The organism is uncultured Paraglaciecola sp. (assembly GCF_913020055.1).
In the GTDB taxonomy this organism is placed as follows: Bacteria; Pseudomonadota; Gammaproteobacteria; order Enterobacterales; family Alteromonadaceae; genus Paraglaciecola.
The window spans coordinates 1-15,505 of record NZ_CAJWCF010000047.1 but is presented as its reverse complement, the minus strand read 5'-3'; the positions used below and the strand labels follow the sequence as shown (position 1 = coordinate 15,505).

The 15,505-nt window shown below is 41.2% G+C and carries 16 protein-coding genes; 13 read left to right on the top strand and 3 right to left on the bottom strand.

All coding sequences use genetic code 11. The annotated features are described in order from the left end of the window. Positions 1-33: 33 nt before the first annotated feature. From QZ488_RS11650 to QZ488_RS11640, 3 genes are read left to right on the top strand one after another with little or no spacing between them, the layout of a single operon-like run. Positions 34-648 carry a sigma-70 family RNA polymerase sigma factor gene (locus QZ488_RS11650; protein WP_293748810.1) on the top strand — a complete coding sequence of 205 codons (615 nt, stop codon included), beginning with the start codon at positions 34-36 and terminating at the stop codon, positions 646-648. Beyond that, positions 645-1,499 carry a hypothetical protein gene (locus QZ488_RS11645; RefSeq protein WP_293748808.1) on the top strand — a complete coding sequence of 285 codons (855 nt, stop codon included), beginning with the start codon at positions 645-647 and terminating at the stop codon, positions 1,497-1,499. The genes QZ488_RS11650 and QZ488_RS11645 overlap by 4 nt, the downstream gene beginning before the upstream one ends. A 13-nt stretch (positions 1,500-1,512) precedes the next feature. Then, positions 1,513-1,959, top strand: coding sequence for a YaiI/YqxD family protein (locus tag QZ488_RS11640; protein ID WP_293748806.1), 447 nt, complete (start codon positions 1,513-1,515; stop codon positions 1,957-1,959). A 91-nt stretch (positions 1,960-2,050) separates the two neighbouring features. Here the strand turns inward: QZ488_RS11640 and QZ488_RS11635 are convergent, their stop codons facing one another. Together QZ488_RS11635 and rne are read right to left on the bottom strand one after the other, a co-directional pair. Next, positions 2,051-3,376 carry a DEAD/DEAH box helicase gene (locus QZ488_RS11635; protein ID WP_293748804.1) on the bottom strand — a complete coding sequence of 442 codons (1,326 nt, stop codon included), beginning with the start codon at positions 3,374-3,376 and terminating at the stop codon, positions 2,051-2,053. A gap of 201 nt (positions 3,377-3,577) precedes the next feature. Then, positions 3,578-6,379, bottom strand: coding sequence for a ribonuclease E (gene rne, locus QZ488_RS11630; RefSeq protein ID WP_293748848.1), 2,802 nt, complete (start codon positions 6,377-6,379; stop codon positions 3,578-3,580). A 613-nt stretch (positions 6,380-6,992) separates the two neighbouring features. Between rne and rluC the strand changes: the two genes are divergently transcribed. Beyond that, positions 6,993-7,946, top strand: coding sequence for a 23S rRNA pseudouridine(955/2504/2580) synthase RluC (rluC, locus tag QZ488_RS11625; protein ID WP_293748802.1), 954 nt, complete (start codon positions 6,993-6,995; stop codon positions 7,944-7,946). Further along, positions 7,936-8,577: an HAD-IA family hydrolase gene (locus QZ488_RS11620; protein WP_293748799.1), complete on the top strand. Its 642-nt coding sequence runs from the start codon at positions 7,936-7,938 to the stop codon at positions 8,575-8,577. Before rluC ends, QZ488_RS11620 begins: the two co-directional genes overlap by 11 nt. Here the strand turns inward: QZ488_RS11620 and QZ488_RS11615 are convergent. Next, complete coding sequence (locus QZ488_RS11615) at positions 8,566-9,180, bottom strand: Maf family protein (protein WP_293748797.1); 615 nt, start codon at positions 9,178-9,180, stop codon at positions 8,566-8,568. The two genes, QZ488_RS11620 and QZ488_RS11615, sit on opposite strands and share 12 nt — an antisense overlap. A 121-nt stretch (positions 9,181-9,301) precedes the next feature. Here QZ488_RS11615 and yceD point away from each other — a divergent pair, with 121 nt between their 5' ends. From yceD to fabF, 8 genes are all read left to right on the top strand, one after another. Further along, positions 9,302-9,829, top strand: a complete 528-nt coding sequence (yceD, locus tag QZ488_RS11610; protein ID WP_293748795.1) for a 23S rRNA accumulation protein YceD — start codon at positions 9,302-9,304, stop codon at positions 9,827-9,829. Between the two features lie 10 nt (positions 9,830-9,839). After that, entirely contained in the window at positions 9,840-10,010 is a 171-nt protein-coding gene (rpmF, locus tag QZ488_RS11605) for a 50S ribosomal protein L32 (protein ID WP_293748793.1), read from the top strand. 17 nt (positions 10,011-10,027) lie between these two features. Continuing rightward, positions 10,028-11,056 carry a phosphate acyltransferase PlsX gene (plsX, locus tag QZ488_RS11600; protein ID WP_293748791.1) on the top strand — a complete coding sequence of 343 codons (1,029 nt, stop codon included), beginning with the start codon at positions 10,028-10,030 and terminating at the stop codon, positions 11,054-11,056. Further along, entirely contained in the window at positions 11,057-12,016 is a 960-nt protein-coding gene (locus tag QZ488_RS11595; RefSeq protein WP_293748789.1) for a beta-ketoacyl-ACP synthase III, read from the top strand. Positions 12,017-12,040: 24 nt separating this feature from the next. Then, a complete protein-coding gene (gene fabD / locus QZ488_RS11590) occupies positions 12,041-12,967 on the top strand; it encodes an ACP S-malonyltransferase (RefSeq protein WP_293748787.1) in 927 nt (308 codons plus the stop codon). A 22-nt stretch (positions 12,968-12,989) separates the two neighbouring features. Continuing rightward, the gene (gene fabG, locus QZ488_RS11585; protein WP_293748785.1) at positions 12,990-13,727 is read left to right on the top strand and encodes a 3-oxoacyl-ACP reductase FabG; all 738 of its coding nucleotides are present in this window, start codon (positions 12,990-12,992) and stop codon (positions 13,725-13,727) included. 169 nt (positions 13,728-13,896) lie between these two features. After that, positions 13,897-14,136 carry an acyl carrier protein gene (gene acpP, locus QZ488_RS11580; RefSeq protein ID WP_293748783.1) on the top strand — a complete coding sequence of 80 codons (240 nt, stop codon included), beginning with the start codon at positions 13,897-13,899 and terminating at the stop codon, positions 14,134-14,136. Between the two features lie 71 nt (positions 14,137-14,207). Next, entirely contained in the window at positions 14,208-15,446 is a 1,239-nt protein-coding gene (fabF, locus tag QZ488_RS11575; RefSeq protein WP_293748781.1) for a beta-ketoacyl-ACP synthase II, read from the top strand. Positions 15,447-15,505 lie beyond the last annotated feature (59 nt).

The following is a 15,505-nucleotide window of genomic DNA, read 5'->3' as shown; positions in this document are numbered from 1 at the left end:
TTGGTGAATTCTAAGGCGAATAATTCAGAGTCAGTGGAATCTCTTACTGACTCTGCAGATTATCTACATCAAACCGACGTAAACCTTATACAGCAATATGTTGCTGGTGATTTGGTGGCGTTTGAAACTTTATATAACAGGCACAAAGGTGGCTTGTATCGCTATTTTATGCGACATATTTCCGATACAGGTTTGGCTGAAGATTTGTATCAGGAAATATGGAGCAAGGTGGTAGTGCAAGCGAAACACTACAAACCAACGGCCAAATTTACCACTTGGTTATATACCTTAGCTCACAATAAATTAGTGGATCATGTTCGTCATTTGTCTGTGGTTAATAAAGTAGTAGTCAATCATGATTCTGAAGTCGCTGAGGGGCAAGATACATTTGAAGTTCAAAAAATGGGTAATGAATCAGAAAGTGAATTGATTAGTTCCAGAGTCGGTGACGCTTTAAAACAATGTATAGGCCAATTACCTCAGGTACAAAAAGACAGTTTTTTGTTAAAAGAAGAAGCTGGGTTGTCGGTTAAAGAAATTGCTTTGGTGCTAAATACCAGCTTTGAAGCCAGTAAAAGCCGATTGCGTTATGCCTATGAAAATCTACGCCAATGTATACACGTTAAGACGGGGAGGGCTGTAGCGTGAGCAATAATGATAAAAATGAATCATTTGAACTATTAGCCCATGAAAAAGCAATCAGCGAGCTGTATCAGAACAATAAACAACATCATACTGAAGTGCCTAACGCGCAGGTTGACGTTAAAATCATGGCGATGGCTGAACAACAACTTCTAGACAATCCTAGTGCATTAATTAAAGATCCACTACCTGAACAGCAGCCCACTGGTATTCAAAAAACACCAAGCAGAGACAAAAAGTCTTGGCAATGGCCGATTTCATTAGTGGCTTCTGTAGGGCTTTTGAGTGTTTTATTTATTACCCAAAGAGAATATTTTATCAACCCTACCCATGTTGCTTCAAATGATGTGGATTTATTGAATGAACCCGTTATACAACAAACCCCAGACATGAATATGCTTGAACCAGAAACAGAGGAGAGCTTGGTTAGACCATCCTTTCAAGCGATGCAAGTTACCACTTCTAATCAACAAGTAGAGGAGCAGTTAAATAAAAATTACTCAGATGTCGTTAGCAAGAGAGCATCAATCAGTTCCTCAGCTAAAGAGTTAAAAGAGCAGATGTTAGATAGCTCAATGTTCGAAGACGATTCAGCAAAAACATCTGCAATGTCATTGTTTGAGATGTCAAAACTGGCAGAATTATTAAAACAAGAACTGAGCATAAAAAATAACTCAGAACAAAAATCGGATACAACTAAGATTAACAAGATGCAACAAACCTTGTTTGGACATTTAGTTGCGTATCAAAGTAGTCATGCAGACTTTAAAATAACGGAAACGTTTTTGAATGTGCTGACTGAAAAACAGGTACAACAATTAACATCATTCGGCACTGAAGCCGTTACAGATAATTAAAGAGAGTATTACATTGAAAATTTGGGTCGATGCAGATGCATGTCCAGTGGTGATAAAGGACATTTTATTTCGTGCTGCAGAGCGTAAAAAAGTTGAGACGATATTTGTGGCTAATCAATACATTCGCACACCGCCATCAAAATTTATTCGCTCAATGCAAGTCAGTGCAGGGTTTGATGTGGCAGATGACGAAATAGTCCGATTAGTTGAGCCTAATGATTTGGTGATCACCAGTGATATTCCCTTAGCCGCTGAAGTCATTGAAAAAGGTGGCCAAGTATTGAGTTCAAGAGGCGAATTGTTTACTACTGAAAACATCCGAGCGCGACTTAATATTCGTGATTTTATGGACACTATGCGTGCCAGCGGTGAACAGTCGGGGGGGCCGCCGCCATTAAATCAAAGTGATAGGCAAAACTTTGCAAATCACCTAGACAGGATCCTGACTGCAAATACTTAGTGTTTGTTGTTATGTTGCTTTAAACAAGGGGGGAGTGATAAAGCCAGTCATCATCTGTGATGTGTACTGGCTTTATGAGTGTCTTTAAACCTTAACGATTGCCGCCACTATTGTTGTTTCTATTCCCACTTCTACCACCACGACTGTTTGAACGACTATCGCCAGCTGGTTTACCACCAGAACGCTGGCCACCTGATCGTTGACCGTCTCTATGATCAGACTTAGGTTTTTTAGGTTTTGGCGCTTTAATCGGCCGTTGGTCTAATTTGGACTCAGGTACTTTCTGAGTAGGTTCAAAGCCTGGAATGATTTTGCGCTGAATAAGTTGTTTAATCAGTATTTCGATATCAACTAGTTGCTTAAATTCTTCCTGAGTAACCAACGATATGGCTTGTCCAGTTGCCCCTGCTCGACCCGTTCGGCCAATTCTGTGCACATAATCTTCAGGTACACTGGGCAAATCATAATTAACCACTTGAGGCAATTGGTCAATATCCAATCCGCGGGCAGCTATATCAGTGGCGATCAAAGCTCTTACTTTACCTTGTTTAAAGTCAGCTAGTGCTTTGGTACGTGCGCCTTGGCTTTTATTGCCATGAATCGCAGCAGATGAAATACCTCGCGCTTCAAGTTGTTTAACAATGCGGTTAGCGCCATGTTTAGTGCGACTAAAAACCAGTACTTGTTGCCAATCATTTTCTTTAATTAAACTAGTAAGCATCGATGATTTTTGACTTTTGTCTACTGGATAAACCCATTGTTCAACCAAGTCGACAGTTGTGTTTGCTGGCGATACAGATACTTCAACAGGGTTATTGACTAAACCTTTAGCTAGTTTTCGGATGTCGTCTGAAAACGTAGCTGAAAACATTAAGTTTTGGCGTTTTTTCGGTAACAATTTAATGATTTTTTTAATGTCGTGAATAAAACCCATATCTAACATGCGATCGGCTTCGTCCATAACCAGTATTTCTAACTCGCTAAATTTCACTGCATTTTGGTTGTACAGATCAAGTAGACGACCGGGAGTAGCCACTAATATGTCTACGCCTTTACGTAATTTAAGCATTTGTGGGTTAATTCCCACGCCACCAAATACTACGGCTGACTTTAACGGTAGATCTCTACCATAAGTTTGCACACTTTCGGCTATTTGTGCCGCCAACTCTCTAGTGGGAGTCAGTATCAGTGCGCGAGCTTGGTTAGGCCTGGCTGATTGACCTTGGCTAAGTAAATGCAATATTGGCAGAGTAAAACCGGCAGTTTTACCTGTACCTGTTTGTGCCGCCGCCATAACGTCACTACCTTGCAATACAGCTGGAATAGCTTGCGCTTGAATAGGTGATGGGGTGGTATACCCTTTGTTGGCTACAGCGGATAAAATTTTTGGTGAAAGGCCTAGGTCGGCAAAACTCATAGATAATTCTCTAATAGGGTGAGTAGCTTAGATGTCAGACTAAGTCTCAGGCATTGCCAGAACATAGTTTGAATTTTACGCAGCTAGAAATTGTCGCGGGAGGATACAGTAAATAATGGATAATAGCACTTAGACTATCAATAAAAATGCCGCAAGACCGTGAAGTCTTGCGGCATTTTCTAAACACTTCGTATATTTAGTTTATTCGCTTTGCGAACCAGGGCGAGTTGCTGGTGCTGTAGCGGCATTTGATGAGCTCAAAAACGCAGCAGACTTACCAGAGCGTTTAACTTCTGGTCTTGCAGCGTCGTCAATAGAGCCAATTTTAACTTCAACAAAGGCTTCATCAATAGAAGCAGGTCGGGCCATAGGCGCTGACACTGATTCTTTTTTGACTGGTTTAGCTGCCACTTTCAAAGAAGTGGCCTTTTTTGCCGTTTTCTTGGCTGGGGCTTTTTTAACAGGCTTAGCAGTCTCTTCTTTTTCAGGTTCAGTGGCTACCACTTTGCTTTCTTCTGTACTAGAAGGTTGTGCCGCCGGTTCAGCTTTCTCAACTACCGGAGCAGTCTCTGTTGCTAATTCCATCGCCGCTTGTATTGGCGCTTGTATTGGCGCTTCTTCAGCAGCTGGTGCTGTTGGCTCAGCTTCAACCTTTGGCGCCGCTACGGGTTCGTCAAACTGTAACTCATCTTGAGTGACTTCAGCAGAGTCAGTTTTAACTGTTTCTTCTTTCTCTTCACCTTCTTTACGACGTTTTTGACCAGCCGCGCGAATGTGTCTTGGAGAACGACGACTGCGAGTACGAGACGTAGACTCTTCATCTTTGTTCGTTTCGGCAACCGCTTGGGTCTCCGAAGTCTCAGTAGCGGGTTCTGCAGCTGCATTGACCTTGGTTTCTTCTGTTACTTTTGGCTCGTTAGCGACTGCTGTTTGTGTTTCTTGAGCAGCAACTACATTGTTTTTCTCATCATTGTCATCGTTGACTCTGACACTACGTCTGGTATCGCGACGCTTTCTGCGCTCTGCTACTTGCTCTTTTTTCTTAGCAGGTGCATTGCTCTTTGTGCCCATAGCTGCATCTTGTGTAGCATCTACTGATTTGTCGTCACGACGGGGTTTACGGTTATCATTTCTTGGTTTGCGCTCAGGACGGTCATTTTTATCGTTTCTAGCAGGGCGTTCGTTACGATTAGTTGACTGTTCTGCACCATCTTTACGATCAAAGTTTTTGTTATTACGTTTGTTTCTATCAGGACGAGCGTTTTTATTTCGACGTTGATTAGAGCCTTGATTGCGAGTGCGGGTGTTTTTCTTCGGCACTACTTTTTCTTCGGCCTTAAAGAGTCCAGAAATCCACTTACTGACTTTTTCTAATACACTTTCTGATTTAACTTTAGAACGTGCAGTGGTTTTCTGTTCTGGAGCAATTAAGCTTTGCAGAGCAGGTTGCTCTTTAGCCATTGCTGGCGCGACGTTTTTATCAGTAATGCTTTCTTCTTGCTCAATCAATGGCAAGTTGTAGCTCATTTCTTGAACTGCATCATCTGGGCGTCTACGGGCAACACTGTATTGCGGTGTTTCCATGTTCGGGTTAGGAATAATGACTAGCTGAACACTGTGACGTTTTTCAACACTTTGCACTGAACTACGTTTTTCGTTCAATAAATAGGTCGCGACATTAACCGGTAACTGAGCTTCAATTTGACCAGTGTTATCTTTAATGCTTTCTTCTTCCATGATACGAAGAACCGATAGAGCTAAAGATTCTGTGCCACGAACGGTTCCGTGACCACTACATCTTGGACACACGTTATTGGCAGAGTCACCTAATGAGGGACGTAAACGTTGGCGTGACATTTCTAACAAACCAAAACGTGAAATACGCCCTAGTTGTACTCGTGCTCTGTCGCCTCGAACTGCATCTTTCATGCGGTTTTCAACTTCACGCTGATGGCGAACTGGGGTCATATCGATAAAGTCGATAACAACTAAGCCACCGGCATCACGTAAACGTAATTGACGGGCTACTTCGTCTGCTGCTTCAAGGTTGGTATTGAAGGCTGTTTCTTCAATATCGCTACCTTTAGTTGCACGTGCAGAGTTAATGTCGATTGAAATTAATGCTTCGGTAGGATCAATAACTATTGAGCCGCCTGAAGGAAGTCTTACTTCACGTTGGAAAGCTGATTCTATCTGACTTTCAATCTGATAATGGCTAAACAAAGGCACATCACCGCTGTAAAGTTTTACGCGATTAACATAATCTGGACGCATTTGTTCAACGTGCTTTAAAGCTCTTTCATGAACGCTGGCACTGTCGATAAGGATTTCACCTATATCACGCCTTAGGTAGTCACGGATTGCTCTAACTACAACGTCACTTTCTTGGTGGATAAGAAAAGGAGCAGGGCGAGAATCAGCCATATCCTTAATACGACTCCAACCTGAAACCAAATAATCTAAATCGTATGCAAGTTCTTCAGTTGATTTGCCAACACCAGCAGTTCTGACTATTAAGCCCATACCGTCTGGTAAATCTAAGCCATCCAATGCGGCTTTTAATTCAGTTCGTTCATCGCCTTCAATACGACGAGAAATACCGCCAGCACGAGGGTTGTTCGGCATTAGTACTAAGTAACTACCTGCTAGACTGATGAACGTGGTTAAGGCTGCGCCTTTTTGGCCTCGTTCTTCTTTGTCAATTTGAACAATGACTTCTTGGCCTTCCTTTATCACTTCTTTGATATTTGGACGACCTTCAAATCTATAACCTTGAGGGAAATAAGTTCTGGCAATTTCTTTTAAAGGGAGGAAACCGTGACGGTCAGCGCCGTAATCGACGAATGCGGCTTCTAAACTAGGCTCTACGCGGGTAATAGTACCTTTGTATATATTGGCTTTTTTCTGTTCGTGTCCTGGACTTTCTATGTCCAAGTCATACAATTTTTGACCATCTACAAGTGCGACTCGCAATTCTTCTTGCTGAGTGGCATTGATTAACATTCTTTTCATTCTTGTTGCTCGGTAAAGTACCGATCACCACAAGCAAAGAACTACGCTGTAATTAGACAATTATTCAATGCAGCCTCACGACTGTATACTAAGGGTTAAGTTTTTACGCCTAAGTGTTAGTGACATTATTCATTAATGTATCGTTTTTAAACACTTACCTATATTTTTATAGGCGCTAAACAAGACGATATGATTAGCTTACTAATTTGATAATTTAAAACTTAGTGGTATTCGAACGACGAGTGCTTGTCTGGCTATTTCGGTGTTCAAATATCTTGTCAATTCTTTTGTATTCTTTACATCTAAATGGCGATCAATAGGTTATTTATATCGCTGATGTAAGGGTTCTGTTTAACCAAACCTGTGAAAAGTTACTCACTTCACAGTTAATTAGCCGTATCAGGCTTGCAAGTTTGCTTTACTAAATAAAAGCTTTACGACAGTTTGGTCGTTTTTGCATACAGAACTGATTAATCCATCTGTTTGTTTTAATCAAACATTTTATGTTTGAAAGCCAACGCATTATCACATTAAAGCACTAACACTAGCAAGACATTAAAATACTGGACATCTACCGGTGCTATTCAGTTACAATACGCGGCCTATGACAGACCTAACATTTCAAAAAGTTCAATTTGTTACTATCGATCCTGACCTTGAAGGGCAGAGGATAGATAACTATTTACGCACTTTCTTAAAAGGAGTGCCTAAAAGCCTCATTTATCGCATTTTGCGTAAGGGCGAAGTGAGGGTGAATAAAAAGCGCGTTAAGCCAGAATACAAATTACAGGCTAACGATGAGTTGCGTATTCCCCCAGTTCGAGTTTCTGAACCCACCGATCTACCTTCTACTAAGCTCAATAAAGTTTCGAGTTTAGAAAATAATATTTTGTATGAAGATGATTGGCTCATAGTTTTAAACAAACCTTCAGGTACGGCAGTACATGGTGGTAGTGGTTTGAGTTTTGGGGTGATTGAAGCGATGAGAGCGTTGCGCCCACAACAAAAATTTCTAGAACTTGTTCACAGGTTAGACCGCGATACGTCAGGTTGTTTATTGATTGCTAAAAAACGTTCTGCTTTAAAACATCTTCACGAACAGCTCAGAGATAAAAAAGTAGATAAGCGATACCAAGCGTTAGTCTCTGGTGAATGGCCAGCTAATCGTTTTAAGGTAAAAGCGCCACTATTAAAGAACACCTTAAAATCTGGCGAACGTGTCGTGTTAGTGAATGACGAGGGCAAACCGTCAGAAACACGCTTTCGTATTTTAGAATCTTTTGACCAAGCAACATTAATAGAAGCTTCGCCTATTACTGGCCGTACTCACCAAATTAGAGTGCATTGTCAGCACGCCGGCCATCCAATTGCAGCTGATAATAGATATGGTGATAGTGACTTTGACCAAAGAACCCATAAAATTGGTCTTAAACGATTATTTTTGCATGCTTATTCATTGGCTTTTATTCATCCGAATACCGATGAGCGTGTCAGTTTTAAAGCCCAGCTGGAACCAAGTTTGGTAGCCGTATTGAAAAGGCTTAGAAGTGAAGTATAAAGCCATAGTGTTTGATTGGGATGGCACACTGATGGATTCCATCAGTAAAATTGTAGAAAGTATGCAGACCAGTGCCAAGCATCTCGGATACCCCGTGCCCGATTACGATCAAGCAAAAAATGTAATTGGGATTAGCTTGTTACCCGCTTTAAAGCAATTATTTAATGTTCAAGATGAAGAAACTGCTATGCAGCTATTTCATACCTACAAAGATCATTTTAAAGACCACGCTCAAATAAGCAGCCCACTTTTCACTGGTGCAATAGAGTTATTAGAGACTTTAAGACAACAGGGTTACATTTTGGCTGTAGCCACAGGGAAAGCACGGCAGGGTTTAGATCATAATTGGCATCATTCTAATACCAAGCATTATTTTAGTGCTTCCAGAACAGCAGATGATGCGCAAAGTAAACCTTCTCCTGATATGTTGCAGCAATTATTAAGTGAATTAAATTTGTCAGCTGATCAAGTGTTGATGGTTGGTGATACCACTTACGATATGGCCATGGCTGAAGCAATCAACATGGACAGAATCGGTGTGAGTTTTGGGGTGCACAGTCCAGATGAATTACAAAAACATAATCCTTTGGCGGTGATTGATGCCTTGGAAGAATTATTGTTACATGTCTAGGGTTTGTTGATCTTGCATATGTTCAAACAAATCCACGGACATAGAATTAAACAAATCCATTAGAGCAATGAGTGGTAAACCAATTAATGTATTGGGATCTCTGCCTTCTAATGATTCAAATAATGCAATACCCAAACCTTCACATTTAAAACTACCGGCACAGCCATATGGTTGCTCAATCTTTAAATAGGTAGAAACTTGGCGCTCAGTTAAGGTTTTAAATGTTACATCAAAGGTTTCCACAATTTGTGATAGTTGATTTGTTGCTGAATGCACTAAGCATAAACCAGTGTAAAATCTTACTGTTTGACCACTAAACATCAGTAGTTGTTGCTTAGCGGTGTCAAAGTTTCCCGGTTTGCCTAACACTTGGCCATTAAAGCTGGCTAATTGGTCTGAACCAATGACATAACTATCAATATGAACGTTCTGTATAGCTATGGCTAACGCCTTCGTTTTGGCAAGACGTTCTACTTGTGTGGTAATTGATTCGTTCGATTTTGACGATTCATCGATATCCGGAGCGAGCGATGTGAACGGAATATGCAGTTTTTTTAAAATGGATTGGCGGTATGCTGAACTTGAAGCCAGAATGATTTTCATAAATGATGATTGCTGTGTTTTAAAAAACATTAAGCAAAGCATATAAAATGCAGGGCAGGGTGTCATTAACTAAGATTTTTTCTTTGACTAAATACTGTTGGTTCTATAATATGCGCGCGCTATGCAAAAAGTGAAACTACCCAAGCAGGTGGACCCAGTTAAAAATGCCACATTACGTTCCGATTATCGGGGTGTGATTTTGGCTACTGAGATGCCGAGACTAATTGGATCAGTTGCTGATATTGCCAAAGAAGTCGATGTTGAAGTTAAGTTTGCAAAAGACGAGCAGGGTCTTACTTATTTTCAAGGTCATATGGCATGTTTAACATCACTTATTTGTGAGAGATGTAATGAAATTTTCGAACATCCTTTGGATGTGTCTTTTTGTTTTAGCCCTTTGCAGAGGGTTGAAGAAGAAGTCGAAAATGAATTACCGGATGTTTACGAACCGGTTGAGGTCGATGACCACGGAGAAATCAATTTATTTCAAACCCTTGAAGACGAACTGATTTTATCATTGCCGATTGTAGCCCTTCATGCAGAGGAGGATTGCAAACAAAAGCGCGATAAAATGAGCTTCGGAAAAATTGAACCGGCCGATGAACGTCCAAACCCGTTCGCGGTTTTGAAAGAACTTAAGCGAGACTAGGAGTAAAGTAATGGCTGTACAGAAGAGTAAGAAAACTCGTTCAAGACGTGGAATGCGTCGTTCACACGATGCACTAGGTTCTGCGACTTTGTCTGTAGATTCAACGTCAGGTGAGACGCATATACGTCATAACGTGACTGCTGATGGTTACTACAAAGGCAAAAAAGTTTTATCACTTTAATTTAGAGTGACAGAACTTTGAGTCGTCTAACCTTAGCGTTAGATATCATGGGGGGCGATCACGGCCCCCATATTATTTATCCTGCTGCATTAACAGCACTTCAACAAATCCCCCAATTAGATTTTATATTTTGTGGCCCCTTGGCGATTACATCCCAGTGGTTGGAAGATCAATTACCAGATATTCAAACTAGAATTACCTTATCAGATTGCCCAGAATCTGTAGCAATGGATGAAGCACCAGCTCATGCTTTACGACACAAAAAAAACTCGTCCATGCGACGTATGTTAGATTTGGTTGATAATAATGAAGCAGATGCTTGTGTCAGTGGCGGCAACACAGGCGCATTACTCAGTATGGCGTACTATGTTCTGAAAACTTTACCTGGTATAGACCGTCCTGCTCTTATTACGCTGGTGCCAACCATTAATAATGGCAAAGTATATTTTTTGGATTTGGGCGCGAATATCAACAGTGACTCAGAAATCTTATTTCAATATGCGGTGATGGGATCTGTATTGGCTGAACAAATTGGCCATATCCATCAGCCAAAAGTGGCGTTACTCAATGTTGGTTCAGAAGAAATAAAAGGTAATGATCAGGTTAAACAAACCGCTAGATTATTAACCGACTCACAAAACATTAACTATATAGGTTACGTGGAAGGAGACGATATCTTCTCTCAAAAAGCAGATGTGATAGTCACCGATGGGTTTGTCGGCAATATTGCATTAAAATCTTGGGAAGGTCTGGTTAATTTTGTTATTCAAGAAGTTAAAAAAGCATCACAACATAATTTGTTGTCTAAAATTGTCGCTAAAATAGCCATGCCTTTATTTCGTGGTATTTATTTGCGTATGAAACCCGACCAGTATAACGGTGCTAGTCTGATAGGATTGCGCGGAATTGTGGTGAAGAGCCACGGCAACGCCTCGTCAGAGGCTTTTTTGTATGCGATCCGTGAGGCCGTACAACAAGTCGAGATGCAGGTTCCAGAAAAAATTAAAGACAAAATTGAAGCTGTTTTAATGGAGCGCCACGAATAAATGAATTCCAGAATAATTGGTACGGGTAGTTATTATCCCAGTGAAGTAAGGACTAATGCCGACTTGTCGGTAATGGTAGATACGTCAGATGAATGGATCACCGATCGTACTGGGATCAAAGAAAGACGAATTATTGGTGCAAATGAAACTGCCGCCACTATGGGCTTCGAAGCCAGTAAGAAAGCATTAGACGCAGCCGGTATTGATGCAAAATCTTTAGACATGATTGTTTGTGCGACCACAAGTGGTCGCTATGCATTGCCTAGTACGGCTTGCGAAATCCAAAAATTGTTAGACGTAGATGGCATACCCGCATTTGATGTGGCTGCGGCATGTGCCGGATATTGTTACGCACTCAGCGTGGCTGATCAGTATATTAAAAGTGGCATGGCTAAACGGATACTAGTAGTCGGTACTGATTGCCTAAGTCGAATGATTAGCCCTGAAGACCGTACTATGGTCATCTTATTTGGCGATGCTGCCGGTGCCACTATTATTGAGGCAAGTGAAGAACTCGGTATTCTATCAACCCATATTCATGCGGCAGGTTCTTATGGTGATTTATTGGCTATAGGTAATCCGCAACACGGTGATGAAAATTCAGTGCATGAAAACTGGGGAAGCATGAAGGGCAATGAAGTATTTAAAGTTGCCGTCACTAAGTTAAGTCAAGTTGTTGAACAAACCTTAGCGGCTAACAACATGCAAAAGTCAGATTTGGATTGGTTAGTGCCTCATCAAGCAAACTTCCGCATTATTAAAGCGACTGCTAAAAAATTAGAAATGCCTCTTGAACAGGTGGTAATTACCCTTGAGCAATATGGTAATACTTCGGCAGCGACAGTACCTACAGCGTTAGATACTGCTATTCGAGATGGCAGGATTAAACGTGGACAGAATTTACTTTTAGAGGCATTTGGTGGTGGTTTTGCTTGGGCATCTGCACTAGTACGTTATTAAAATTTAATTTTTAGAGAATCAATTATGAGTAAACAAGCATGGGTGTTTCCCGGTCAAGGATCCCAGACTTTAGGCATGTTAAGTGAATTAGCTGCCGAATATACAGTGGTTAAAGATATCTTCGCACAAGCCAGTGATGCATTGGGTTACGACTTATGGGAGGTAATACAAAACGATGAGGTAAAACTTAATCAAACTCATATTACCCAACCTGCAATATTAACCGCGAGTTACGCAATTTATAAACTTTTGCTTGATAAAGGGTATACACAACCTGCATTCATGGCTGGACATAGCTTAGGTGAATACTCCGCTTTGGTTTGTGCTGGCGTAATAGAGTTTGCAGATGCAGTCAAATTAGTGGAAGCACGTGGGCAATTTATGCAACAAGCTGTGCCTGCTGGTGTTGGTGCTATGTACGCAATCATTGGTTTAGATGACGATAAAGTCGTGGCGAGTTGTGAACAAGCACAAACACAAACTTCAGAAGTAGTGGCTGCGGTGAATTTTAATTCACCTGGACAAGTTGTGATCGCTGGTAACAAAGGTGCGGCAGAAGTCGCGGCTAATTTGTGTAAAGAACAAGGGGCTAAACGCGCATTACCGTTAGCTGTTAGTGTACCTTCTCATTGTGCGTTGATGAAACCAGCTGCAGACCAGTTGGCCAGTTTGCTTAACGATATTCAGTTCAATGTGCCTACAGTGCCTGTTATCAATAATGTTGATGTGGCTTATCCAAATGATCCAAAAGCGATCAAACAAGCATTGGTTGAACAATTATATAGCCCTGTTAGATGGACCGAAACCGTGACTAAGTTAGCTGAACTTGAGGTGGAAGCGTTATTTGAAGTGGGCCCAGGTAAAGTATTAACAGGGTTAACTAAGCGTATTGATAAACGTTTAACCTGTACGGCGATTAACACAGTGGATTCTGTTAATTCATTTATTTAAATATTGTTTGTAGAGAGAAAAAATGGCTAATTTAAATGGCAGTATTGCACTGGTAACAGGTGCTAGTAGAGGAATTGGCAGAGCGATAGCAGAGCGGTTGATGGCCGACGGTGCAACTGTTATCGGTACTGCAACATCGGAAAATGGCGCGCAAGCCATTAGTGATTACCTTGAAGGTAATGGTGAAGGTAAAGTGTTAAATGTGGCCGATCCTGATTCTATGTCAGCTTTGTTGACAGATATCACTGAAAAGCACGGTAGTGTGGATATATTAATCAATAATGCTGGGATAACCCGAGATAACTTGCTGATGCGTATGAAAGACGACGAATGGCAAAGCATTATGGATACCAATTTGACCTCCATTTTTAAAATGTCTAAAGCAGTGCTTCGTGGCATGATGAAAAAACGTAAAGGCCGTATTATTAATATTGGTTCAGTGGTAGGTTCTACAGGTAATGCTGGTCAAGCTAACTATGCAGCCGCCAAGGCCGGTGTCATCGGTTTTAGCAAATCTATGGCCCGTGAAGTGGCATCTAGAGGTATTACTGTTAATGTGGTCGCTCCGGGTTTTATTGATACGGATATGACAAAAGCATTAACTGATGAGCAAAAAGAAAGTATATTTAAAGATATTCCAGCAAATCGTTTAGGCGACCCAAAAGAAATTGCCGCGACAGTTGGATTTTTAGCCAGTGATGAGGCTGCATATATCACTGGAGAAACCATACACGTCAATGGCGGCATGTATATGGGGTAAAACGTGATAAAGTTTATAATTATTGTAGCTTTATCAAACGAATGAATATTTACTAATCAATGAGTGGTTAGACCAGAAAAAAAGTTGTACCTCATGCTTGCAAGGGGTCACTTAGCTGAATACACTACTCGCAAATTTATATCTAGCGACTTAAAGGATAACTAGAATTATGAGTACTATCGAAGAACGCGTAAGAAAAATCATCATTGAGCAACTTGGTGTTAAAGAAGAAGAAGTTAAATCAGAAGCTTCTTTTGTTGATGATTTAGGTGCAGATTCATTAGACACTGTTGAATTGGTAATGGCTCTTGAAGAAGAGTTCGATACTGAAATTCCAGATGAAGAAGCCGAAAAAATTACTACAGTTCAGTCTGCTATTGACTACGTTAACGCTAATAAAGACGCGTAACTTTATAAAAACGGCCCTCTCTGGGCCGTTTCTTTTCAAAAATATTCATTTATAAATAGTCGGAGGCCAATGTGTCTAAACGTCGCGTTGTTGTGACCGGTCTTGGCATGCTTTCTCCTGTTGGCAATACTGTAGATTCTACCTGGAAAAACATTCTCGCTGGTAAAAGTGGGATTGCACCCATTACTTCTTTTGATTCTTCTTTGTTTACAACCCAGTTTGCTGGCGAAGTCAAAGATTTTGATGTTGAGAAATACATTCCCAAGAAAGAAACCAAAAAGATGGATAGGTTTATCCAATTAGGTATAGCTGCGGGTAAACAGGCACTTGAGCATTCTGGGTTTAAAGTTTCAGATAAAAATGCGGCACGAATTGGTGTGGCTATTGGTTCTGGGATTGGTGGTTTAGGTATGATTGAAGAAAATCATCGTCGGATGCTTGAATCAGGCCCACGCAAAATTTCGCCATTTTTTGTTCCAGCCACTATTACCAATATGATTTCAGGTTTTTTTTCCATATTTGAAGGGCTCAAAGGCCCGAATATCAATGTTGTTACTGCCTGTACTACAGGTGTGCACAACATTGGTATTGCGGCCCGTATCATCGCATACGGAGACGCTGATGCGATGATAGCCGGCGGTGCTGAATCAACAGTTTGTGCGTTAGGTGTTGGTGGTTTTGCCGCAGCCCGTGCTTTATCTACTCGTAATGACAGCCCTGAAGCGGCTAGTCGTCCATGGGACAAAGATAGAGATGGATTTGTAATGGGCGAGGGCGCAGGTGTAGTGATGTTAGAAGACTACGACTCTGCTGTCGCACGTGGTGCAACCATTTACGCTGAGTTGGTTGGTTTTGGTATGAGTGGTGATGCCTATCATATGACGTCGCCTCCAGCTGATGGCGAAGGCGCCGCAGCTGCTATGACTAATGCTATTAACGATGCGAAAATTGAAGTGAGTGAGATTGGCTATATTAATGCCCATGGCACATCTACTCCAGCAGGCGATGTGGCTGAAGTCGCAGCGATTAAACAAGTATTTGGTGAACATGCCAATCATGTTTTGGTCAGTTCGACTAAATCGATGATTGGACATTTACTCGGTGCAGCAGGCTCAGTAGAAGCTATCTTTACTATATTGGCATTACGTGACCAAATTGCACCTCCTACTATTAACTTAGATAATCCTGGTGAAGGTTGCGATCTTGATTTTGTTGCCCACACTGCCAGACCAGCGAAACTAGATTATGCCTTGTGTAATTCTTTTGGTTTTGGTGGCACTAATGGCGCCTTACTGTTTAAGAAACAGTAGGCAAAATTTGGCTTTTAGGTATTATTGAAGTTCTTTTAGGTATCTAGACGCAGAAATGA